Raw genomic sequence first — 20,987 nt, 5'->3', positions numbered from 1 at the left:
TCGTGACCGTGCCGGGACGTCGGTCTCGGGAGGACGGCAGAGCCCCCGGGAACCATCGCCGGCCCACGCCCGGGTCGTACGGGTATGCACCCCGATTGTCCCACCGCAGGGGTCACCCGGAGGAGGTGTTTTCCACGTACACGCGTTCCCGCGCGCACGCGCAGGTCCGCCGTGATGTGCTGGAGATGTGCGCCTCGACCGGAAGGCCCTGTCACCCCCTCTGCGTCCGGCGAATCTGCTGTCGGCGCGGCAGCTCGCGTTCGCCTGGTCCGTGATGGCGTCGATCGCCCTCCTCGCCTGGGTGCTGGTGGTCGACCAGGCCCGTGACATGGGGGTCGAGCCGGGAACCATGGGCATGGGGGTCCCGCTGTTCCTGCTGCTGTGGCTGGTCATGATGATCGCCATGATGTTCCCGTCGGTGGCCCCGGTGGCCGTCACCTGGGCGCGGGCCATCGGGCGCCAGTCGCCCACGGGAGTCGTGCGGGTGGCTCGCACCGCCCAGTTCGTCGGCGGGTACCTGCTGGCCTGGACGGCCTTCGGCCTGATCGCCTACGGGCTCCTCGCCGGGACCGGGGCCCTGGTGGACGAGCACCCGGGCGCCGGGCGCTGGATCGGCGCCGGGGCCTTCCTGGTCGCCGGGCTGTACCAGTTCGGCCCGTGGAAGGACCTCTGCCTGCGGCACTGCCGGAGCCCGATGGGCCAGCTCGTGCGCTACGCGGGCTTCCGGCCCCGGGCCCGCGATCTGCGGGTCGGGGCGCACCACGGGGCGTACTGCGTGGGCTGCTGCTGGGGGCTGATGGTCGTGCTCGTCCCGCTGGGCGTCATGAACGTCCTGGCGATGGCCGCGGTGGCCGTGGTGATCTTCGTGGAGAAGCTCTGGCGGCTGGGCCCCGTCTTCTCGCAGGTCGTCGGGGCCGCCTTCCTCGTACTCGCGGTACTGAGCCTCTTCCAGCCCTGGCTGCTGCCGGGCCTGATCCCGCCGCAGTCGCCCATGACGGAGATGCTCGGTCCCTAGACCGTCTCAGAACCGCCGCCGCGGTCGAGGAACAGGTCCTGTGGCTGCGCCGCGAACAGTATCGCGCCGCCTTCCTGCGGCGGGCGACCGGCTGGTTCGCGTCCGTGGGCATCACCGTCGAACGCGTGCCGTGTCACCAACCTGCCCGGACAACACTCCCAGTGCTGGCCGGGGAAGGTGTGCCGGGTCGCGGCGTTCCCCCGGCTACCGCCGGGAGGGTCCCCCAGCTGCGGCGCACCGCAAGGCGGAGGACCGCGCCCGCACGGGACGTACCGGCGCGGTCCGACAACGCGGCGAGTGCCGTGCCGGAGGCCGCGCCCCGGTGGACCTTGCCGGTACGGCACTAAGCCCTGTCGCCGGTCGCGCGGGCCCGGGCGCCCGAGCGGGTCCGCCCGGCGGTCTGGGCCCGCTGCGGGTGGCGGCGTACGTACTCGCGCTCCAGCTCGTTCATCCGCTGCGTATGGGTGACCAGGGCGTCGTCCGACCCGTGCAGCAGGGTCTCGTGGCGCGTGCGGTGGATGGCCTCCAGCTCCTTGAGCAGTCGGCCTTCCTCCAGATTCCGCGCCGACGGACCGCCGTCGTGCTCCGTCATGGCACGCACACCTCCTCCGCGCTCGGGTCGGCCCTCGCAGAAGCGGCCCTCCGCCTCCATCATCTCCCGCGGCACGCCCCGCGGCCCGGCCGACGGGTTTCCGGTATTCCCCGCTCCTGCCCGGGGCGGCTCAGCAGATGCGCGGCAGTTGCTCCCCGATCGGCAGGTCGACCACCCGGGTGCCGCCGAGGCCCGTACGGGCCACGACGAGGCCGGGGTGGGCGCTGACCGCCTCGCCGATCACCGCCGCGTGGCGGCCCAGCGGGTGGGCGCGCATGGCGTCGAGCACCGCGTCCGCGTGCTCGCGCGGAACGAAGGCCACCAGCTTGCCCTCGTTGGCCACGTAGAGCGGGTCGAGGCCGAGGATCGCGCAGGCGTTGCCCACGGCGGCGGGGACCGGGACTCGGCCCTCGTGGATGACGACGCCGGTGCCGGAGGCGGCCGCGATCTCGTTGAGGGAGGCGGCCAGACCACCGCGGGTGGGGTCGCGCAGGACGTGCAGGTCCGGGGTGACGGCGAGCATCGACCGTACGAGACCGCCCAGGGCCGCGCAGTCGCTCTCGACGTCCACGCCGAACTCCAGGCCCTCCCGCACGCTCATGATCGCCACCCCGTGGAGGCCGATCTCGCCGCTGACGATCACCACGTCGCCGGGGACGACGCGCTGGGGCCGCAGGTCCACGCCGTCGGGGATCAGCCCGATGCCCGCCGTGTTGATGTAGACGCCGTCGCCGTGGCCCGACTCGACGACCTTGGTGTCGCCGGTCGCCACCTCCACCCCGGCCGCACGCGCGGCGGCTCCCAGGGCTTCGGCCACCCGCGCCACGACGGAGACCTCGACGCCCTCTTCGAGGATGAACCCGCAGGACAGGTAGGCGGCTTGGGCTCCGCTCATGGCCAGGTCGTTGACCGTGCCGTTGACCGCCAGATCGCCGATGCTGCCGCCGGGGAAGAACAGCGGCCGCACGACGTAGGAGTCGGTGGAGAAGGCCAGCCGGACTCCGCCGAGCGAGAGGGCGGCGGAGTCCCCGAGCTGGGCCAGTACCTCACCCCCGAACGCGGGGGCGAAGAGGTGCTCGACGAGTTCGGCCGAGAGCGCGCCGCCGCCGCCGTGGCCCATCACCACGCGGGGCCGGTCGCGCAGGGGGGCCGGGCAGGTCCAGCCGGTGATGTCGAGAGGGGCCCCGGGCCGGGTGGTCCCGGGCCGGACGATCTCGGGCCGGGTGCTGTCGGGCCGGACGGTGGCGGGCAGTGCGGTCTCGGGCAGTGCTGTCTCAGGCAGTGCTGTGTCAGGCAACGGGGCTCGCCTCCGGCGATACGGCGGTCGTGGCGGGAGCGAGCTCCAGCCGGCGGTACAGGTAGTACGCGGCGCATGCGCCCTCGCTGGAGACCATCGTGGCGCCGAGCGGGCTGCGCGGGGTGCACAGCGTGCCGAAGGCCTCGCACTCGTGCGGTTTGATCAGCCCCTGGAGCACTTCGCCGCTGCGGCACTCCGCCGGCTCCCGGGTGTTGATCCCGGTCACCGAGAAGCGGTGCTCGGCGTCGTACTCCCGGTAGCGCGGCGACAGCCGCCAGCCGCTGTCCGGGATGACGCCGATGCCGCGCCAGGCCCGGTCGGTGACCTCGAAGACGTCCTGCAGCATGGCCAGGGCCGCCGGGTTCCCCTCCGGGCGCACGGCGCGGGCGTAGGCGTTGTCGACGGTGTGCTCGCCGCGTTCCAGCTGCCGTACGACCCGGCGGACGCCTTCGAGGATGTCCAGCGGCTCGAAGCCGGTCACGACGATCGGGACGCGGTGTCGGGCCGCCAGCTCGGGGTACTCGCCCACGCCCATCACACTGCACACGTGGCCGGCCGCGAGGAAGCCCTGGACCCGGCAGCTGGGCGAGCGCATGATCGCCTCGATGGCCGGGGGGACGCGGACGTGCGAGACCAGCAGGCTGAAGTTGCGGATGCCCAGCTTCTTCGCCTGGTACACCGTCATCGCGTTGGGCGGCGCGGTGGTCTCGAAGCCGATGCCGAAGAACACCACCTCGCGCCCCGGGTTGTCCTGCGCGATCCGCAGCGCGTCGAGCGGGGAGTAGACGACCCGTACGTCACCTCCCTCGCTGCGCACCTGGAAGAGGTCGCGGCCGGTGCCGGGGACGCGCAGCATGTCGCCGAAGGAACAGAAGATCACGTCCGGACGGGAGGCGATCTCCAGGGCCTTGTCGATGACTTCCAGCGGGGTGACGCACACCGGGCAGCCAGGGCCGTGGATCAGCTCCACCTGCTCCGGGAGCAGCTGGTCGATGCCGTGCCGGATGATGGTGTGCGTCTGACCGCCGCAGACCTCCATCAGGGCCCAGGGGCGGGTCACGGTGGCGTGGATGTCGTCGAGCAGCCGGCGGGCGAGCTCGGGGTCCTGGAACTCGTCGATGTACTTCACTTGCGGACCTCCTCCTGCCGGACCTCTCCGTGCGGTGCCGCTCCGGCCGGAACCGCGAGGCCGTCCGGGCCCTCCGGTCCGTCCGGGCCTTCCGGGCCGTCCGGGTCGTCGGCGAAGGGCCAGGGGGCGCCACCGGCCGCCGCGGCCGCCTCCCAGGGGTCGCCGAACTCCTCCTGCAGCATGCCGAGTTGGGCGAAGAGTTCGAGGGTCTGCTTGGCCGACTCCTCGTCGAGGCGCTGAAGGGCGAATCCCACGTGGACGATGGCGTACTCACCGACCTGGAGGTCCGGCAGGTACTCCAGGCAGACCTCCTTCTGCACGCCGCCGAAGTCGACGGTCGCCATGCGGGTGCCGTCCCTCTCCCCGATGTCAAGCACTCGGCCGGGTACTGCCAGGCACATGGGCTTCTCCTTCTCTAGGGGTGGTGTTCCGTGGGGTGGACCGCTGCCGCCACCACGAGCTGGCCGAGGGACAGTCCGCCGTCGTTCGGCGGGACGCGGGTGTGGCGCAGGACGGTGAAGCCCTGCTCGCGCAGGGTGCGGGCGCTCGCCGACGAGAGCAGGGTGTTGGCGAAGACGCCGCCGCTGAGGGCGACGGTGTCCAGGCCGTGCCGCTCGCGGGCCAGCCCGCAGAGCTCACCGACGAGGGCGGCCACGGAGGCGTGGAAGCGGTGGGCGATCACCGCCGTGGGCACGCCCGCCCGTACGTCGGCCACGACGGCGGCGAGGACGGGCGCCGGGTCGGCGGTGACGGGGGCGACGGTGACGGGGGCGACGGTGACGGGGGCGACGGTCGCGCCGTGGTCGCCGTCCCCGGGCAGGCGCAGGCCGAAGGCGTACGCGGGTCCGGCGTCCGCACCGGAGGCGGCGAGCGCCGCGGACTCCAGCTCGATCGCGGCCTGCGCCTCGTAACCGGAGCGGTGGCACACTCCCGCCAGGGAGGAGACGGCATCGAAGAGCCGGCCCATGCTGGAGGTGGGCGCGCAGTTCAGGTTGCGCTCCAACTGGGCTCGTAGGACGCGTAGTTCGTCGGGCGGACAGGCGGCGACACAGGGCAGGTCCGGCGCCCAGTCGATGCCCGCGGCGCGCAGATGGGACAGGGCCATGCGGTACGGGCGGTGCACGGCGGCGTCCGCCCCCGGCAGGGGGACGTAGCCGAGGTGGGCGAAGCGCGTGTACCCGGCGTAGTCGGCCAGGAGGAACTCGCCGCCCCAGACCGCGCCGTCGTCGCCGTACCCGGTGCCGTCGAAGGCGACGCCGATGACCTTCCGGTCGCCGCCCCGGCCGTGTTCGGCCATCGCGGACACTACGTGCGCGTGGTGGTGCTGCACGCGGACGAGGGGCCGGCCGGCGGCGGCGCGTCGGGCCCACTGTCCGGAGCGGTAGCCGGGGTGCCGGTCGGCGGCGAGCAGGGCCGGCGTGACGCCGGTGATGGACTCCAGTTGCCGCTCGGCCCGTTCGAAGGCGTGCTGCGTGGCGAGGTCGTCCATGTCGCCGATGTGCGCGGACAGCCAGGCCCGGCGGCCCTCGCCGAGGCAGAAGGTGTTCTTCAGGTCTCCCCCGACGGCGAGGGTCGCCGGGACCGGCAGCGGGAGCGGCACGGGCAGCGGGGCGTGGCCTCGGGAGCGCCGTACGGTCAGTGGCTCCCCGTCGCAGACGCGCACGACCGAGTCGTCGCACGGCACGTGGATCGGTCGGTCGTGCATGAGCCAGGCGTCGGCCAGGTGGGCGAGGCGGTCCAGGGCCTCGTCGTCGTCGGTGACGATGGGCTCGCCGGAGAGGTTCCCGCTGGTCATGACAAGCAGGCGGGGGCCCGGCGGGTCGCCGGGCAGTCCGAGCAGCAGGTGGTGCACGGGCGTGTACGGGAGCATCACGCCGAGGTCGGGGCAGCGCGGGGCCACCGCGTCCGCCAGCGCGTCCAGGGCGCACGGCGCGCCGCCGGCCCGGCGGCGCAGCAGCACGATCGGCCGGACCGCGCCGGTGAGCAGGGCCCGTTCCTCCGGGCCGACGTGGACGAGGGGCTCGATGTCGGCGGGCTCCCGGGCCATGAGCGCGAACGGCTTGTCCCCGCGGTCCTTGCGGCGGCGCAGCTCCGCCACGGCGCGGGCGTGGGTGGCGTCGCAGGCGAGGTGGTAGCCGCCGAGTCCCTTCACCGCGAGGATCGCCCCGTCGGCCAGCAGCCGTCGGGCCCCGGCGACCGGGTCGGTACCGGTCACCTCGCGGGGCGGGTGTCCGGCGAGGAGGCGCAGCCGGGGCCCGCAGGCCGGGCAGGCGACCGGCTGGGCGTGGAAGCGGCGGTCGGCGGGGTCGGTGTACTCGCGGGCGCAGTCGGCGCACATCGGAAAGCCGGCCATGGTGGTGTGGGAGCGGTCGTAGGGCAGCCCGGTGACGATCGTGAAGCGCGGCCCGCAGTGCGTGCAGGTGATGAAGGGGTGACGGTGGCGGCGGTCGGCCGGATCGGCGAGCTCGGCGAGGCAGTCCGCGCAGGTGGCCACGTCCGGGGAGACCAGCGTGCGGGCGGGGCCGCCGGTCCGGGAGGCGACGATGGTGAACCCGGCGCCGCCGGCCACGGGCACCTCGCAGTGCTCGACGGCGTCCACCACGGCCAGCGGCGGCGCGTCCGCCGCGAGCCGTTCGCAGAACTCCGAGACCGCCGCCGCCGCGCCCTCGACCTCCGCGACGACGCCGTCGGGGGTGTTGGTGACGTGCCCGGCGAGGCCGAGCCCGGTGGCGCGGGTGTACACGTACGGACGGAAGCCGACGCCCTGGACCACGCCCCGGATGATGATCCGGCGGCGCTGGACGGCCTCCATCAGCGGGTCTGCACCACGGACTGCGGGGTCCCGTGCTGCTGCCCGGACCCGGACCCGTCGCCGTGATCGTGATCCTGTCCGTGATCGTGATCGTGATCGTGCCTGTGTCCGTGCCCGTGTGCGTGCGGATCGCGCGCCATGACCGGCGTGTGCGCCCCGGCGCCGGCGCCGACCGCCAGCGCCCGGTCGAGCAGCACGCCCACGCCCTCCCCCGCGCGGGCGGACGTCAGCGCCACCTCCACACCGGGGTTGACCCGCTGGACGTTCGCGCGGAAGGCCGCCTCGTCGAACCCGACCGCCTCCGCGATGTCGGTCTTGGTCACCACCACGAGCTGGGCCAGTCCGAAGGCGGTCGGATACTTCAACGGCTTGTCCTCGCCCTCGGTGACCGAGGCGAGGACCACGCGCAGGGACTCGCCCAGGTCGTAGGAGGCCGGGCAGACGAGATTGCCGACGTTCTCCACGAACAGGATCCGGGTGTCCTCGGGCAGCCACCCGTCCAGGTGCCGGCCGAGCATCCCCGCCTCCAGGTGGCACAGCCCGTCGGTCAGTACCTGCTTGACCGGTACGCCGGAGCGGGCCAGCCGTACCGCGTCGTTCTCGGTGGCGAGGTCGGCGGTCAGCGCGGCCACCGGCACCCCCCGCTCCCGGGCGAGCAGCAGTTCGCGCTCCAGCAGCGCGGTCTTCCCGCTGCCCGGGCTGGAGAGCATGTTGACGACCGCGGTTCCGCGTGCGGTGAGTTCGGCGCGCAGGGTGCCGGCCGCCTCGTCGTTCTTGGCGAGCACCGCCTGCCGTAGATCGACCACTCGGCACATGGTTCAGGCCTCCTCGGAGATCGGTTCGCGGGTACGGGCACAGGCGGGGCCGTCCTCCCAGTCCACGCTGACGATCTGCAGCTCACGGCCGGAGAGCAGCTCCACGTCCGCGGCCCGCGCGCAGCCGGGGCAGCACAGGTCGGGGGGCATGCCGGTCGGCCACTCGCGTGCGCACGCGCCGCAGCGGGCGCGGGCCCCGACCGTCTCGGTGACGAGTCCGGCGCCTTCGAGTACCGTTCCGGCACAGGCCAGTTCGAAACAGAAGGCCAGCGCGTCGGGGACCACTCCCGCCAACTCCCCGACCTGGAGCCGGACCGTGGTGACGACGCTCGCGCCGCCGGCCCTGGCCGCCTCTTCCACCTGGCCGACGACGGCCGTGGCGATCGACATCTCGTGCATAGGACTCCGTCCTGCCGGGGCTCATTACACCGGCAGGACGGGGACGGTGCGGTCGGGCACGCCGACGCGCGCCACGCCCCGTACGCCATTCGGGCGCCGGGGCGGGCGGGACCTCACATCCGGACCATGCGCAGGTAGCGCCTGATGTCGGGGAGGACCTGCGTCAGTACGACGACCAGGACGACGGCGGTCGCGCCGCCGATGAGGGCCTTGTTCACGGGGTACTCCTCAGTTCTCGGGGAGGCATGGCGGCTTCGGATCCGGTCGGGGATCCGGTCGAAGCGGCAGTCTGACTGGCGGTCTCGGTCCCGGTCCCGGTACCGGCCCCGGTCCGGAGCAGGTCCAAAACCATGTGGACGGCCCGCGGCACCGCCGCGGCCACTGGTTCGCTCAGGCAGATGCCCTCCTCGATCGAGGCGGGCTCGCAGCCGACGACCAGGGTCCGCCGGGGCGGGGTGCTTCCGGTACCGGCGCACAGGGTGTCCAGCAGCGCGAGGACGGCGTCGGGGGACATGTGGTGGCCGTCGAGGACGGCGCCGCCCGGCGGGGCCGTCCCGTCGGCGTCGGCCTCGATGAGGTAGAGCGTGCCGGGGTCGCCGCCGCGTGCGGTGGCGTCGACGAGGACCAGCGTGTCGTAGCCGTCGAGGAGCTGGTAGGCGAGGTGGACTCCGCGCACGCCGAAGTCCACCACCTCGACCTCGTCCGGGAGCGGCTGCGCGGACAGCCCGCGCACGGCCTCGACGCCGAAGCCGTCGTCGCCGAGGAAGACGTTGCCGATGCCCGCGACCAGCGTTCTGCCCCTCACGCGTCCTCCAGGGGGGTGAGCTCGTCGGGCTGGAAGTAGAGGAACCTGCCCTGCTCGCGGCGGATGTCCGCGCCCGGGTCGTCCTCGACGGTCACGGCGAGGTGCACTCCCCCGTCGACGTCGTGCAGGACCGCCTCGACCCGTGCGGCCATGCCCTGGAGGAACAGGTCCTGGGCGTCGGTGCGGCGCAGGCCCGGGCGGAGCAGGACGCGGCTGCCCACGCCGACCGGGACGCCGTCGATCGCGATCCGGTCGCGGGCCGGGTCGGCGGTGTCGTCCCGGGCCGGGTCCCACCAGGGCGTGTCCGGCCTGAACACCGCCTCCTCCTCGGGGAGTTCAGTGATCAGTTCGGGGCCTTCCGGCGGCGCCGCGCCCGGGTCGGTGATCTCCCGCAGGGCGCGGACCGCCCCGTGCAGCCGCTCCAGCACCTCGGGGGGCATGGAGTCGGCCAGGTCGATCACGGCGGCGGCACGGGCGTCCGTACCGCGCGCCTCGCGCTTCTCCTGCTCGGTCAGGGCGGCCGTGCGCAGGGCGAGGATCTCGTCGATCTCGGTGGCGTCGTACATGGCGCCGGCGCTCTCGGGGGCGATGGCCGGGTGGTCCTCCAGGATGATCGGGGAGGACAGGACCACGTCGCCGCGGCCGGGCTCGCCGGCCAGTACGGGCCAGGTGTGCCGGTTGGCGCAGGAGGCGACGGCCCCCTTGGCCCACTCGGGCGGGTCGGTCATGGACAGGAAGGATCCGGAGTCCAGGCCGAGCAGGAGGTGGGCGGCGACCAGCGAGCGGGGCAGGGCCGCTTCGCGGTCGTCCGAACCGGGTTCCGGTGTCCAGGGGCTGGCGTTCTCCACGACCGCGGTGAGCTTGAACACGCGGTAGGGGACCTGCACTTCGGCGGCCCGCAGCCGCACGACACCGACGATCTCCGCGCTGCGCCGCACCAGGCGGCCCACGGTGCGGCCCTGGGCGTCGAGGACGCTCTCGGTGTCCTCGCGGGCGGGGCGGCGGAACGGCAGGGTGATGCCCTCGCCCGCCAGTTCGGCCGTGGTCGCGGACAGCTCGACGCGCTCCTCGGTGCCCTCGTCCCAGGGGACGAGGACGCGGTCGTCCAGGTGGAGTTCGGCGACCTCCGTGAAGGTGCCGTCGTCCCGCGCCTGCTCGACGGTACGACGCCGGGCGTGCAGGAAGCGCAGCTCCACGGAGAGGCTCGCCTCGCCCCTGGGCTCCATCAGGATCTCGGTCTGCTGATGCGCGTGCTCGTCGTGGGCCTGTCCCCACGCGGGCGGTACCAGGACGCCGAACTGCCAGCGCAGCCGGTTCTTGGCGGCCGAGGCACGGTACGGATAGAGCACGTACCCCTCGAAGAGGACGGCGTCGGCCACCTGCCGGGCGGTGGCGAAGCGGGAGTCCGCCGCGGCCGTCGCGGCCGTCGTGGCCGTCGTGGTCATGTCGCGGTCCTCTCGGTGACGCGGGGCGGTACGGAGCCGAACCGGACCGACGCCGGCGGTGGGGGCGGCTGGGCGGGAGCGGCCGCGTCGAGCAGGGCCCGTACGGTCGACTCCCAGGAGGCGAGGGCGTGCCGCGAGCGGAAGGCGAGCAGTTCGGCCATGGTGTCCCGGGGCAGCCGCAGCCAGCCGCAGCCCGGGAAGTGCTGCTCGATCATGTCGCGCCAGACGGTCACCGGCATTCGGTACGGGGCTTCGCGGTCCCAGGGCACGGGCTCGACGTGGAAGCCTCCGGCGCCGGTGAAGGCGGTCCCGGAGAACAGCATCAGCAGGGGCGCCTCCCCGTCCTCCAGGGCGTCGAAGTACCGGGTCGCCGCGATGTCCATGTCGTAGGTGCAGGGCACGACCAGGTCGGTCTCGGTCTCCCCGGTGAAGCCGGGCACCATGAGGGCGACCTGGGCGAACTGCACGGGCTGCAGGGTGGTGCCCCACCGGGCGCGCTCGCCGAACAGGTCGGCGAGGCCCTCGGCCTCCCCGGGACCGTAGCTCCGGCGGGCCGGTTCGATGCGGATCTGGCAGCGCAGGGCGAGGGCGTGCACCCGGGTGTCCCCGGCCGCGGTGATCCGCAGCCGGAAGACGAGGGTGGGACCGGCCGCGTAGGCGTCGGCGCGCACGCCGGTGCAGGTGAAGGCGAGGTCCGTCATCGGACTCCGTCCGCCGCCACGACCCGGGCCCGCCGCTCCACCTGCGCGAAGAAGGCGTCCAGCGCGGCCCGCGCTTCCGCGCCGCCGTCGAAGCCCTGCCACAGCAGCCGCATCCGCCCCACCAGCTCGTAGCAGATGTCGATCGGCACCAGATGGCAGGTGGTGCGTCCCTCCGAGCGGCGCAGCAGCAGCGCCTCCACGTCGGGTTCGAGCAGCTCGGACAGCCGGCTCGCGCCCAGTACGGATTCCCAGGTCGCGGGGTCGAGTTCGCTCTCGGTGGCTCCGGCCGGGCTCGGGTAGAGGGCGACCAGCCGGTCGAGGGCCGCGTTGCGGAAGAAGAACGCCACGGAGACCGGGATCTGGAGCCGTTCCCAGGCGCCCTCGTCGAGCCGGTGGCCGGGGTCGGCGAGGTAGCGGTCGGGGACGGCGCGGTAGCGCCCGGTGGCCGCGCCCGGCCGGTCGAACAGCAGGGCGCAGGCGGTGCAGGCGCAGACGAGCGCCCGCTGCTCGGTCTCCACCAGGTGGCGGTGGCCGTCCTCGGGCACCGCCGCCGCGCAGAGTTCGCACCGCTCCGGCCGGGGCGGGCGGGGGCCCGCGAACCGGCGCAGGCCGCGCCGGAGGTCCGTCGCGGCTCCGGGCCCCGTCACGGCACCCGGACCGGGGTGTGCGGCCGGACGCCGATCTGGAGCAGGGGCGGCCCCGGGTCGGCGGCGGGCTCCATCTCCACTCCGGTCACCTCCGGGGCGAAGCACACCAGGGTGTCCTCCAGCGTCCGCCGGACGGTGTCCGGTCCGCTGCCGCAGCCGCATCCGGTGGCGGCGGCCCGGGGACGCAGCCGCAGCACGCCGGTGGTCTCCTCGAAGCCGAGCAGTTCCACGGAGTCGTCCGCGGCGTCCAGGGCGCGTGCGATCCGCGTGTGGACGTCCTCGGGGTGCAGACCGTGCAGCGAGAGCAGGCTCGCCACCAGTTCGTCGTCCAGCGCTCCGGAGAGCGGGCCGTCCCCGAGCCGCTCGACGATCCGGGCGAGGCCGGCGCCGTAGAAGTCCATGAGCACGCGCACGAGCTCCTCGGCGGCCTCGCAGGCCGCCCGGTCGCCGGTGGCGGCCAGCCGGTCGAGCACCTCCTCGACCCGCTGCCCGGCCAGCCGGGCGTCTACGGCCGCGCTCATCCGCCCAGTCCGCTCAGACCGGTGGGCACGTGCATCGACTTCACCGTCTTGCCGCCGCCCACGTACATGTGGACTCCGCACGGCAGACAGGGGTCGAAGCTGCGCACGGCGCGCATGATGTCGATCCCCTTGAAGTTCTCCGGGGTGTTCTCCTCGAAGATCGGGGTGTTCTGGACGGCGTCCTCGTACGGTCCGGGCGTGCCGAAGGTGTCGCGGGTGCTGGCGTTCCACGGGGTCGGCGGGTAGGGGTGGTAGTTGGCGATCTTGCCGTCGCGGATCACCATGTGGTGCGAGAGCACGCCCCGTACCGCCTCGGTGAAGCCGACGCCGATGGACTCGTCGGGCACCTCGAACTTCTCCCAGGTCTGGGTGCGTCCGGCGCGGACCTCGGCGAGGCCCTTCTCGGCGCAGTGCAGGGCGATGGCGGCGGCGTACGCCTGGAAGTAGGTGCGGGCGCGGTTGCGCTCCAGGGCGTTGCTCCACTTCGGGATCTGCCACTCGAAGCGCGTCTCGGGCTTGGTCATCGTCTTCGGCAGGTTGATGACCACGCTGTGCCCGGTGGCCTTGACGTAGCCGACGTCGACGAGCCCGGACAGCGCCGTGGACCACAGGCGCGCGATGGGGCCGCCGCCGGTGTCGAGTGCGAGGTGGTCCTTGCCGTCGAACCAGCGGGGTGACATCACCCAGCTGTACTTGTCGTCGAAGTTCCGCTTCTGCGGGGCGGGGATGGTGTGCTGGTTCCACGGGTGGCGGGGGTCCACGGGGTTGCCGAGCGGGTCGTGCGTGACGAACTGCTCCTGGCCCGCCCAGTCGTCGTAGTACGAGCTGCCGAGCAGGATGCGGATACCGAGGTTGATCTCGGTGAGGTCGTTGGTGACCAGCTTGCCGTCGACGACCACGCCGGGGGTGACGAACATCTTCCGTCCCCAGTCGGACATGTTGGCGTAGGTGAAGTCGCAGTACTCGGGGTCGTTGAGCGCGCCCCAGCAGCCGAGCAGCACGCGGCGCCGGCCGACCTCCTCGTACCCGGGCAGGGCCTCGTAGAAGAAGTCGAACAGGTCGTCGTGGAGCGGCACCACCTTCTTCATGAACTCCACGTAGCGCATGAGGCGGCTCATGTAGTCCGTGAAGAGCTGGACGGAGGCGATGGTGCCGACGCCGCCCGGGTAGAGCGTGGAGGGGTGCACGTGGCGGCCCTCCATCAGGCAGAACATCTCGCGGGTGTAGCGGCTGACCTGGAGGGCCTCGCGGTAGAACTCGCCCTCGATGGGGTTGAGGGAGCGCATGATGTCGGCGATGGTGCGGTAGCCGTGGTCGCCGGCGTGCGGGGCCTGGGTGCGCTCGGCGAGCTCCAGGACCCCGGGGTTGGTCTCGCGGACCATCTTCTCGCAGTAGTCGACCCCGACCAGGTTCTCCTGGAAGATGTTGTGGTCGAACATGTACTCCGCCGACTCGCCCAGGTTGATGATCCACTCGGCAAGGTTGGGCGGCTTCACCCCGTAGGCCATGTTCTGCGTGTACACGGAGCAGGTGGCGTGGTTGTCGCCGCAGATCCCGCAGATGCGGCTGGTGATGAAGTGCGCGTCGCGGGGGTCCTTGCCGCGCATGAAGACGCTGTAGCCGCGGAAGACCGACGAGGTGCTGTAGCACTCCGCGACCCGCTTCTGCTTGAAGTCGATCTTCGTGTGGATGCCCAGGCTGCCTACGATCCGGGTGATCGGATCCCAGGCCATCTCCACCAGGCCGCTGCCGTCACCGGCCGCCTTCGTCTTCGGTGCCATCGTGTCTGCCGTGACCCTTCTTCTGTACGGAGTTCGTGGGCGGTGTGGGGACCTGCGGGTCCGTCACCAGGGCGGGCGGTAGCCCGTGGTCAGCTTCTGGCCGCTGCGGCGCCACTTCGGCTCCTGGTCCACCGTGTGCGCGGTGATCGTGCGGAGCCTGCGGATGACGGCCCCGTACGCGCCGCTCGCCTTGCTCGACACCTTGGCGCCGGGGGGCTCGTCCATGAAGGGCATGAACTTGTCGGGGAAGCCGGGCATGGTGCAGGCGATGCAGATGCCGCCGACGTTGGGGCAGCCGCCGATGCCGTTCATCCAGCCGCGCTTGGGGACGTTGCACTTGACGACGGGGCCCCAGCAGCCGAGTTTGACCAGGCACTTGGGCGAGTCGTAGGTCTCGGCGAACTGGCCCTGCTCGTAGTAGCCGGCGCGGTCGCAGCCCTCGTGGACGGTGGCGCCGAACAGCCAGGTCGGGCGCAGCTTGTCGTCGAGCGGGATCATCGGGGCCGAGCCCGCCGCCTGGTAGAGCAGATAGGTGAGGGTCTCGGAGAAGTTGTCCGGCTGGATCGGGCAGCCGGGCACGCAGACGATCGGGATGCCGGCCTTGGAAGTCCAGTTCCAGCCCAGGTAGTCGGGCACGCCCATGGCGCCGGTGGGGTTGCCCTCCATGGCGTGGATGCCGCCGTACGTGGCGCAGGTGCCGATGGCGACGACGGCGAGGGCCTTGGGGGCGAGCCGGTCGATCCACTCGCTGGTGGTGATGGGCTGGCCGGTCTCCGGGTCGTCGCCGAAGCCGCACCAGTAGCCCTCGGGCTTGATCTTCTCATTGGGGATCGAGCCCTCGACGACCAGTACGAACGGGTCGATCTCGCCCCGCTCGCCCTTGAAGAACCACTCGATGAAGGTGTCCGCGCCACCGACCGGGCCGCATTCGAAGTCGATCAGGGGCCAGTGCACCGCGATCTTGGGCAGTCCGGGCAGTACGCCCGTCACGATCTCCTCGATGCTGGGCTGCATCGCCGCGGTCAGGGAGACGGAGTCGCCGTCGCAGCTCAGGCCCGCGTTGATCCAGAGGATGTGGATCGGAGGGTCTTCCACAGGGGCCGACGTCGCTGGATCCATGGGGATGCCTCCTTGGGGAGGGGCTCGGGGCGGTGTGCGGGGCGAGGCACGGTTTTCGGCCTCGTCTTTCTTGCTAACAGCCGGCGGCTCCGCATGCCGCGTCATGTGCGGCCAGTCCAGTGACCGGGCGCTGCCGGGAGGGCAGCGGGTCGCTGTGCCGCCCCGCTGCGGGGTGGCACAGGTGGGGCGGTGTCGCGGCCGCCCGCTCCTTGCGTACGAAGGCGCGGCGCAGGGCGTGGTAGGGGGCGTCCGGGTCGTGGAAGGTCTGCCGCATCAGGGCCAGCTCGGCCTCCCGGTAGGCGGCCAGGGGCTTCTCCGCCTCGTCGCGGTCGCGGCGCGCCTTCTTCCCGGCGATCCGGGAGGCGGTCGCGGGCAGGGCGGCCAGGTGGGCCGCGAGCCGCGCCGTCTCCGCGGCGAAGGCCTGGGGTGCGCACGGGACCGTACGGTCGATCAGCCCGAGCCGGTGCGCGGCCTCGGCGCTCAGCGGCAGGGCCTCGGAGGTGAGGCGGTCCGCGACGCCGGCGCCGACGCGGCGCGGCAGGGTGTAGGTCCAGTATTCGGAGCCGTGCAGCCCCATCAGGCGGTAGTGCGGGTTGAGCACCACGCCGGAGCGGCACCAGACCTCGTCGGCGGCGAGGGCGAGGACGGCGCCCCCGGCGGCGGCGTTGCCGCCGAGCGCGGAGACGACGAGCCGGTCGGTAGTGGTGAGCACGGCCTCGACCAGGTCGTCCATGGCGTTGATGTTGGCCCAGGACTCCTCGGCGGGGTCGGCGGCCGCCTCGATGACGCCCAGGTGGATGCCGTTGGAGAAGAAGTCCCGTCCGCCGCCGAGGACGAGGACGGTGGTGGGGCGGGCGCAGGCGGTCCGGTAGGCGTTCAGCAGCCGCCGGCAGTGGGCGGTGCTCATGGCGCCGCCGGGGAAGGAGAAGGACAGGAAGCCGGTCTGGCCCTCCTCCCGGTAGCCGATGTCGGACCAGGTGCGCCGGCGCGGGTCGGTGTGGAGCGGGGCGGGGTGTTCCCGCAGCGCCGGCAGCCGGTCGGCGAGCGCCACGGTGGCCGGCAGTTTGGGCGCGGCCGGGGCGCCCGGGGCGCGCCGGGCCCGGAGTTCGGGGATCCAGACGGCGCCGTCGGCGGTGGCCCGGCAGATCGCGCCCGCCCGGGTGGCCAGCAGTTCCCCGGGGCGGCCGCGCAGGCGGTCCTCGGCGTGGCCGCCGTGCAGGAACCACTCGGCGCCGAGCAGTTCGTCCCGTACGCCGGGCTGTGAGTCGGCGGCGCGCAGCACGCGCAGGACGCGTTCGGTGGAGTCCGCCTCCCAGTCGATCCGGCGGTGCTCCTGGCGCAGGGCGGGCCGCGGGTGTCCGGTGGCCTGCGGCCGCGGGGTGTAGGTGCCGGAGGCGAAGCGGCCGACGGCGAGGAGCACGGCCTCCAGCGCCGCGTCGGCGATCTCACCGCGGTAGAAGTCGCTCTTGGCGACCGGCGGTACGGGGCATTCGACGTGGGCCCAGACGGCGCCGGCGTCCATCTCGGCCTCGGCCTGCAGGACGGTGACGCCCCATCGGGTCGCCTGCTCGTGGATGGCCCAGTCGAGGGAGGAGGGGCCGCGGTCGCCGACGGGTCCGGGGTGGACGATCAGGCAGGTGTGCGCGGCCCAGACCTCCTCGGGGATGGCGGTCCGCAGCATCGGCGCCAGCACGAGGTCGGGCTGGTGGCGGCGGACGGCGTCGGCGAGCGGCACGTGGGGCAGGGCGAGTTCGACGGCCACGCTGTGGCCGTGGTCCCGCAGTTCGGCGTGGACCCGCTGGGTGAGGCTGTTGAACGCGCTCGCGACGAGCAGGACGTGCACGTGATCTCCCAGCGGCGGCCCGGAGCCGCGGCGCCTGGGCGCCCCGGCTGATCGTGACCGGGCGGGACCTCGAAATCGTCATGACCGGCCGCCTGAGATGGTCGGGTACGCCGACGGGGCGGTGCCGGGCGCCGAGCGGTGGTGTCACTCGAAAGCGGCCCCGGCGGGGGCCACTCGGCCGCAGCGCGGCGCCCCGGCCCCCAGCCCGCCGGAAGGAGCCGGTCCAGGTGGCGGCGCTGGACCACGGCGGCGGACTCCCGGGTCCGCTTGTCCCGCCAGGACGCCGGTGCCGGGCTCCGCCGGCATCGAGACGGCTTCGAGGCGGCATCGAGACGGCTTCGGCACCGCGCACGCCTGCCGGTGGGAGCCCGCACCCAGGGCACGGACCGGAGGGCACGGACCGCAGGACATGGACCGCAGCTCGGCCACACCGACCTGGCCAACTCCCGGATGCAGCCCTCCTCTGGCTCCCGCCGACGGCAAGTAGACATTGTCTACTGCCCTTGGTAGACAGTGTCTATGACACAGGAGAGCCAGGAACTCCCGCTCCGCGAGCGGTTGATCGACGCCGGCGTGGACCTCGTACTGACCGAGGGGGGCTCCGCGCTGGGGCTCCGCGAGATCGCCCGCCGGGCGGGGGTCTCCCACGGGGCGCCGCGCCGGTACTTCCCCACCCACCAGGCACTCCTGTCGGCCATCGCCCGGCGCGGGTTCGCCGACCTCGGCGCCCGGTTCACGGCCGCGAGCGCGGGGGCGGTGTCGCCGCGGGAGCGGGTGCGGGCGCTGGCGGAGGCCTACGTGGGCTACGCGGTGGAGCACCGCGGCATGTTCGAGCTGATGTTCCGGCACGACCTGCTGGACAGCACCGGCCGGGAGTCCGCGGGCGGACCACGGCTGCGGGAGTCCACGCTCCCGCTGTTCGACCTGCTCGTCACCCTGGTCTCCGGGTGCGGGGCGGACGACCCCGAGGTCACCGCGGCGGCGCTGTGGGCCAACCTGCACGGCGTGGCGCAGCTGTGGGCGTGGGGCAGTCTGCCGCTCGTCCTGCCCGCCGGAACCGTGGGGCGGCTCGTCGACGCCGCCCTCGACGCGCACCTCGGTCCGGCCCGGGAGTCCTCGTGAGGCCGCGTCTCGCGCTGGCCGTCAGCGTCTCGGGGGCCGCGATCGTCGCCCTGGACGGCACCGTGCTGACGGTGGCGCAGCCGAGTCTGCGGCGCGGTCTCGGGGCGAGCGTGGCCGAGGTCCAGTGGACCAGCACGGCATATCTGCTGGCCGTGGCGGCCATCCTGGTCGTCGCGGGACGGCTCGGCGACCGGTACGGGCACCAGCGGCTGCTGTTCACCGGGGTGCTCGGATTCGCCGCCGCCTCGGCGGGCATCGCCTTCGCGCCCGGCGTGGGCTGGGTGATCGTGCTGCGCGCCGTGCAGGGGGTGTTCGGGGCACTGCTCCAGCCCGCGACGCTGGCGCTGCTGCGGCTCGCGTACCCGCCGGGCCGGCTGGCCACGCCGATCGCGGTGCGGACCGGCGCGATCGGGCTGGCGGCGGCGGCCGGTCCGCTGCTCGGGGGTGTGCTCGTCGCGCAGTGGGGGTGGCGGGCCGTGTTCGCGGTCAACGTGCCGCTCGCGCTGGCCATCGCCGTACTGACGCTCGCCGTACGGGCGCCGGCGCCGCGGCGCGCGGAGCACGGGCGGCTCGAACTCACCGGCGCGGCCCTGCTGGCAGCGGCTCTCGCCGTGTTCGTGCACGCGCTGGTCGGCGTACCGGCGCACGGCTGGGCCGGTACGCCGACCGTGCTCGGGTTCGGTGGCTCCGCCGCGCTCGGGGCCCTGTTCCTGCGCCGCGAGCGGCGCGCCGCGCTGCCGCTCGTGCCGCCCGCCGTGGCCCGGTCGCGGCCGGTGGCGGCCTCGATGGCGCTGCTGCTGGCCGTCTCCGCCGGCCTGTTCGGCGCGCTGTTCACGGCGACCTTCCGGCTCCAGGACGGACAGGGGCTGGATCCGCTCGCCACCGGACTGAGCGTGCTGCCGCTGACCGCGCTGATGGTCGCCGGGGCGCCGGTGGCGGGCCTGGCGGCGCGCCGGTACGGGCCGCGGGCCACCGCGCTGACCGGTACGGCGCTGGTCGTCCTCGGTATCGCGGAGCTCGACGGCGCGTCCGCCCCGGCGCTCGGGTTCGCGCTGCTCGGGGCCGGATTCACCACCGTGATGGTCACCGCCACCGGGACCGTTGTCGGGGAGGCCCCGGCCGGGTACGCCGGGGTGGTCGGCGGGCTCAAGCAGACGGCCGCGAACATCGGTCCGGCCCTCGGGATCGCCGTCGCCGCGGGCGCGGGCGTCACGGGCGCCTCGCCGAAGGCCCTGGCCGTACTGGCCGCCGCGGGGCTGTTGCCCGCGTCACTGCTCCCGGGCCGCGGCGCGGGCCGTGCAGCTGCGGGCGACCTCGTCCGCGAAGACGCGGGCCAGCGGAGCGAGGGCGGCCCAGCGGCGGACCGCCCAGCCGACCTTGAGGGGCGGCAGGCCGGGGACGGGGACCAGGCGCAGCGGTCCGTCGGTGCCGGGAACCCGCCAGCCGGGCAGCGCGGGCACGACGGCGTGGCCCAGGCCTAGTTCGGCGAGCAGCAGCGCGGTGTCCCAGTCGGCGACGCTGGTGTCCGAGCGCACCCGGATGCCGCATTCCGCGAAGGCGGCGTCGAGGTGCGCGCGGGAGGCGGAGTTCTCCGGCAGCCGGATGTGGCGGATTCCGGCCAGGTCGGCGGGGTCGATCCGGGCGCGGTCGGCGAGGGGGTCGCCGGCGCCGACCGCGAGCACCCAGGGCAGTTCCATGACGGGGCGCTGTTCGATGCCGCGGACCGGGGAGCCGATGGTGATCCAGGCGAGGTCGAGGTCGTCGGCGGCGAGGGCGTCGAAGCAGCTGCGGCTGGAGTTCTCCGTCTGGAACTCCAGGCTCACCTCGGGATGTTGGCGGCGGAAGGTGACGACGGCCTCGGACATGAAGTGCCGCACGGTGGTCGCGCCGGTGGTGACGCGCACCGAGCCGCCCCCTCCCCGTACGAGGTCGTCCAGGCGGCGCAGTGCGCCGTCGAGGCCGGCGATGCCGTCGGCGGCGGCCGCCTGCAGGACGCGGCCGGCTTCGGTGGGCACCACCCCGCGGGCGTGCCGCTCCAGGAGGCTCGCCCCCGTCTGCTTCTCCAGGCGGCGGACGTGCTGGCTGACGGCGGACTGGGTGCGGCCGAGGTCGCGGGCGACTGCGCTGAGGCTCCCGGCGCGGCAGACGGCCACGAACACGCGGAGATCGTCGAGGGTCATGAGATCCAAGGTATCGCTTGGGTGAGGTGCGCAAATCGGAGGATTGACTTGGGTCTTGGGCTGGATCAAGATCGATGCAGGGCCCCGGGCGGCAACCCGTCCCCGCCATCGCCACGGTCCGGACCCCAGGCGACGGCGGGGACGGGTGTCGACCCACCATCACCATCACCATCACCACTGCCACTGCCACCGCCACCGCCACCGCCACCGCCACCGGAGGGACGTGACCGTGCCGGACGAAGCCGTCACATGGCTGCGGGAGCTCGGCGCCGAGCGCGTCGCGCATCCCGGCGGAACCCTCCTCGCCCACCTGGTGCGCGTACGGGAGCTGCTCGCCGCATGGGGAGCGCGGCCCGCGCTCCAGCAGGCCGGCCTGTGCCACGCGTTCTACGGAACGGACGGCTTCGCCACCGCCCTGCTGCCGGTCACGCGCAGGGGCGAACTGACCTCGGTCATCGGCGCCGAGGCCGAGGCCGTCGTGTACTTCTACGCCGCTTTCGACCGGGCGGCGTCCTATCCGGTGATCGGCGACGGGGAGGCCGCCGTACGGGACCGGTTCACCGGCCTCCTCCACTCCCCCGCCCCGCAGTTGCGCCGGGACTTCGCCGAGCTGACGGCCGCCAATGAGCTCGATCTCGCGCGGACCGACCCCGCCTTCCGGGAGGCGTGGCGCTGCGCACTGCTGCCGCTCTTCGCCCGGTTGCGGGGTCTGCTGAGCGAGCCGGCCTGGCGGGAGTGCCAGGCCGTGCTCGGCGGGTGAGCGG

General features: G+C 73.6%; 20 protein-coding genes and 1 pseudogene. 4 read left to right on the top strand and 17 right to left on the bottom strand.

Annotation, left to right across the window (positions count from 1 at the left end):
- Window positions 1-187 precede the first annotated feature (187 nt).
- Window positions 188-1,015 carry a DUF2182 domain-containing protein gene (locus tag ACFCZ1_RS08115; RefSeq protein WP_376677557.1) on the top strand — a complete coding sequence of 276 codons (828 nt, stop codon included), beginning with the start codon at window positions 188-190 and terminating at the stop codon, window positions 1,013-1,015.
- A 343-nt stretch (window positions 1,016-1,358) separates the two neighbouring features.
- Here ACFCZ1_RS08115 and ACFCZ1_RS08110 read toward each other — a convergent pair whose 3' ends face one another.
- From ACFCZ1_RS08110 to ACFCZ1_RS08035, 16 genes are all read right to left on the bottom strand, one after another.
- Complete coding sequence (locus ACFCZ1_RS08110) at window positions 1,359-1,607, bottom strand: DUF6158 family protein (protein ID WP_376677556.1); 249 nt, start codon at window positions 1,605-1,607, stop codon at window positions 1,359-1,361.
- Window positions 1,608-1,737: 130 nt separating this feature from the next.
- Window positions 1,738-2,727 (bottom strand): hydrogenase expression/formation protein HypE, encoded by a 990-nt coding sequence (gene hypE, locus ACFCZ1_RS08105; protein WP_376677704.1) that lies wholly within the window; start codon window positions 2,725-2,727, stop codon window positions 1,738-1,740.
- Between the two features lie 169 nt (window positions 2,728-2,896).
- Entirely contained in the window at window positions 2,897-4,033 is a 1,137-nt protein-coding gene (gene hypD, locus ACFCZ1_RS08100; protein WP_376677555.1) for a hydrogenase formation protein HypD, read from the bottom strand.
- Window positions 4,030-4,434: a HypC/HybG/HupF family hydrogenase formation chaperone gene (locus ACFCZ1_RS08095; RefSeq protein WP_376677554.1), complete on the bottom strand. Its 405-nt coding sequence runs from the start codon at window positions 4,432-4,434 to the stop codon at window positions 4,030-4,032. Before ACFCZ1_RS08095 ends, hypD begins: the two co-directional genes overlap by 4 nt.
- Before the next feature lie 14 nt (window positions 4,435-4,448).
- A complete protein-coding gene (gene hypF, locus ACFCZ1_RS08090) occupies window positions 4,449-6,845 on the bottom strand; it encodes a carbamoyltransferase HypF (RefSeq protein WP_376677553.1) in 2,397 nt (798 codons plus the stop codon).
- Window positions 6,845-7,660, bottom strand: a complete 816-nt coding sequence (gene hypB, locus ACFCZ1_RS08085; RefSeq protein ID WP_376677552.1) for a hydrogenase nickel incorporation protein HypB — start codon at window positions 7,658-7,660, stop codon at window positions 6,845-6,847. Before hypB ends, hypF begins: the two co-directional genes overlap by 1 nt.
- A gap of 3 nt (window positions 7,661-7,663) precedes the next feature.
- Window positions 7,664-8,059 carry a hydrogenase maturation nickel metallochaperone HypA gene (locus ACFCZ1_RS08080; protein WP_376677551.1) on the bottom strand — a complete coding sequence of 132 codons (396 nt, stop codon included), beginning with the start codon at window positions 8,057-8,059 and terminating at the stop codon, window positions 7,664-7,666.
- A 113-nt stretch (window positions 8,060-8,172) separates the two neighbouring features.
- The gene (locus ACFCZ1_RS08075) at window positions 8,173-8,277 is read right to left on the bottom strand and encodes a DUF6893 family small protein (RefSeq protein WP_376677550.1); all 105 of its coding nucleotides are present in this window, start codon (window positions 8,275-8,277) and stop codon (window positions 8,173-8,175) included.
- Window positions 8,274-8,864, bottom strand: a complete 591-nt coding sequence (locus tag ACFCZ1_RS08070; RefSeq protein ID WP_376677549.1) for a hydrogenase maturation protease — start codon at window positions 8,862-8,864, stop codon at window positions 8,274-8,276. Before ACFCZ1_RS08070 ends, ACFCZ1_RS08075 begins: the two co-directional genes overlap by 4 nt.
- Entirely contained in the window at window positions 8,861-10,309 is a 1,449-nt protein-coding gene (locus ACFCZ1_RS08065; protein WP_376677548.1) for a hypothetical protein, read from the bottom strand. Before ACFCZ1_RS08065 ends, ACFCZ1_RS08070 begins: the two co-directional genes overlap by 4 nt.
- Complete coding sequence (locus tag ACFCZ1_RS08060; protein ID WP_376677547.1) at window positions 10,306-11,010, bottom strand: DUF6084 family protein; 705 nt, start codon at window positions 11,008-11,010, stop codon at window positions 10,306-10,308. The genes ACFCZ1_RS08065 and ACFCZ1_RS08060 overlap by 4 nt, the downstream gene beginning before the upstream one ends.
- Complete coding sequence (locus tag ACFCZ1_RS08055; protein WP_376677546.1) at window positions 11,007-11,657, bottom strand: DUF5947 family protein; 651 nt, start codon at window positions 11,655-11,657, stop codon at window positions 11,007-11,009. Before ACFCZ1_RS08055 ends, ACFCZ1_RS08060 begins: the two co-directional genes overlap by 4 nt.
- The gene (locus tag ACFCZ1_RS08050; RefSeq protein WP_376677545.1) at window positions 11,654-12,178 is read right to left on the bottom strand and encodes a hypothetical protein; all 525 of its coding nucleotides are present in this window, start codon (window positions 12,176-12,178) and stop codon (window positions 11,654-11,656) included. Before ACFCZ1_RS08050 ends, ACFCZ1_RS08055 begins: the two co-directional genes overlap by 4 nt.
- Window positions 12,175-13,959 (bottom strand): nickel-dependent hydrogenase large subunit, encoded by a 1,785-nt coding sequence (locus ACFCZ1_RS08045; RefSeq protein ID WP_376677544.1) that lies wholly within the window; start codon window positions 13,957-13,959, stop codon window positions 12,175-12,177. Before ACFCZ1_RS08045 ends, ACFCZ1_RS08050 begins: the two co-directional genes overlap by 4 nt.
- 63 nt (window positions 13,960-14,022) lie before the next feature.
- Window positions 14,023-15,078, bottom strand: coding sequence for a hydrogenase expression protein HypE (locus ACFCZ1_RS08040; RefSeq protein WP_376677543.1), 1,056 nt, complete (start codon window positions 15,076-15,078; stop codon window positions 14,023-14,025).
- Between the two features lie 73 nt (window positions 15,079-15,151).
- On the bottom strand, window positions 15,152-16,921 hold the full coding sequence (locus ACFCZ1_RS08035) for an enoyl-CoA hydratase-related protein (protein ID WP_376677542.1): 1,770 nt from the start codon (window positions 16,919-16,921) through the stop codon (window positions 15,152-15,154).
- Between the two features lie 519 nt (window positions 16,922-17,440).
- Here ACFCZ1_RS08035 and ACFCZ1_RS08030 point away from each other — a divergent pair.
- Both ACFCZ1_RS08030 and ACFCZ1_RS08025 read left to right on the top strand, forming a co-directional pair.
- Window positions 17,441-18,043, top strand: coding sequence for a TetR/AcrR family transcriptional regulator (locus ACFCZ1_RS08030; RefSeq protein ID WP_376677541.1), 603 nt, complete (start codon window positions 17,441-17,443; stop codon window positions 18,041-18,043).
- Window positions 18,040-19,350 (top strand): annotated as a pseudogene (locus ACFCZ1_RS08025) (MFS transporter); the annotation flags it as partial. The gene ACFCZ1_RS08030 and the pseudogene ACFCZ1_RS08025, both read left to right, overlap by 4 nt.
- Here ACFCZ1_RS08025 and ACFCZ1_RS08020 read toward each other — a convergent pair.
- The gene (locus ACFCZ1_RS08020; protein ID WP_376677540.1) at window positions 19,312-20,223 is read right to left on the bottom strand and encodes a LysR substrate-binding domain-containing protein; all 912 of its coding nucleotides are present in this window, start codon (window positions 20,221-20,223) and stop codon (window positions 19,312-19,314) included. The pseudogene ACFCZ1_RS08025 and the gene ACFCZ1_RS08020 sit on opposite strands and share 39 nt — an antisense overlap.
- 223 nt (window positions 20,224-20,446) lie before the next feature.
- On the opposite strand from ACFCZ1_RS08020, the gene ACFCZ1_RS08015 reads away from it, so the two are divergent.
- Window positions 20,447-20,983: a DUF6817 domain-containing protein gene (locus tag ACFCZ1_RS08015; RefSeq protein ID WP_376677539.1), complete on the top strand. Its 537-nt coding sequence runs from the start codon at window positions 20,447-20,449 to the stop codon at window positions 20,981-20,983.
- The last annotated feature ends 4 nt before the right edge of the window (window positions 20,984-20,987 follow it).

Origin of the sequence: Streptomyces sp. NPDC056224, assembly GCF_042267665.1 — a bacterium.
GTDB lineage: Bacteria > Actinomycetota > Actinomycetes > Streptomycetales > Streptomycetaceae > Streptomyces.
Note: the sequence above shows the minus strand (reverse complement) of the source record. Positions and strands in the feature narration are given on the sequence as shown.

Excerpts from the sequence above, each read along its gene's own strand:
- ACFCZ1_RS08110 (WP_376677556.1), bottom strand. The coding sequence starts at position 1,607 with ATGACGGAGCACGACGGCGGTCCGTCGGCGCGGAATCTGGAGGAAGGC.
- hypE (WP_376677704.1), bottom strand. The coding sequence starts at position 2,727 with ATGGGCCACGGCGGCGGCGGCGCGCTCTCGGCCGAACTCGTCGAGCAC.
- ACFCZ1_RS08095 (WP_376677554.1), bottom strand. The coding sequence starts at position 4,434 with ATGTGCCTGGCAGTACCCGGCCGAGTGCTTGACATCGGGGAGAGGGAC.
- hypF (WP_376677553.1), bottom strand. The coding sequence starts at position 6,845 with ATGGAGGCCGTCCAGCGCCGCCGGATCATCATCCGGGGCGTGGTCCAG.
- hypB (WP_376677552.1), bottom strand. The coding sequence starts at position 7,660 with ATGTGCCGAGTGGTCGATCTACGGCAGGCGGTGCTCGCCAAGAACGAC.
- ACFCZ1_RS08080 (WP_376677551.1), bottom strand. The coding sequence starts at position 8,059 with ATGCACGAGATGTCGATCGCCACGGCCGTCGTCGGCCAGGTGGAAGAG.
- ACFCZ1_RS08065 (WP_376677548.1), bottom strand. The coding sequence starts at position 10,309 with ATGACCACGACGGCCACGACGGCCGCGACGGCCGCGGCGGACTCCCGC.
- ACFCZ1_RS08060 (WP_376677547.1), bottom strand. The coding sequence starts at position 11,010 with ATGACGGACCTCGCCTTCACCTGCACCGGCGTGCGCGCCGACGCCTAC.
- ACFCZ1_RS08050 (WP_376677545.1), bottom strand. The coding sequence starts at position 12,178 with ATGAGCGCGGCCGTAGACGCCCGGCTGGCCGGGCAGCGGGTCGAGGAG.
- ACFCZ1_RS08045 (WP_376677544.1), bottom strand. The coding sequence starts at position 13,959 with ATGGCACCGAAGACGAAGGCGGCCGGTGACGGCAGCGGCCTGGTGGAG.
- ACFCZ1_RS08040 (WP_376677543.1), bottom strand. The coding sequence starts at position 15,078 with ATGGATCCAGCGACGTCGGCCCCTGTGGAAGACCCTCCGATCCACATC.
- ACFCZ1_RS08030 (WP_376677541.1), top strand. The coding sequence starts at position 17,441 with ATGACACAGGAGAGCCAGGAACTCCCGCTCCGCGAGCGGTTGATCGAC.
- ACFCZ1_RS08020 (WP_376677540.1), bottom strand. The coding sequence starts at position 20,223 with ATGACCCTCGACGATCTCCGCGTGTTCGTGGCCGTCTGCCGCGCCGGG.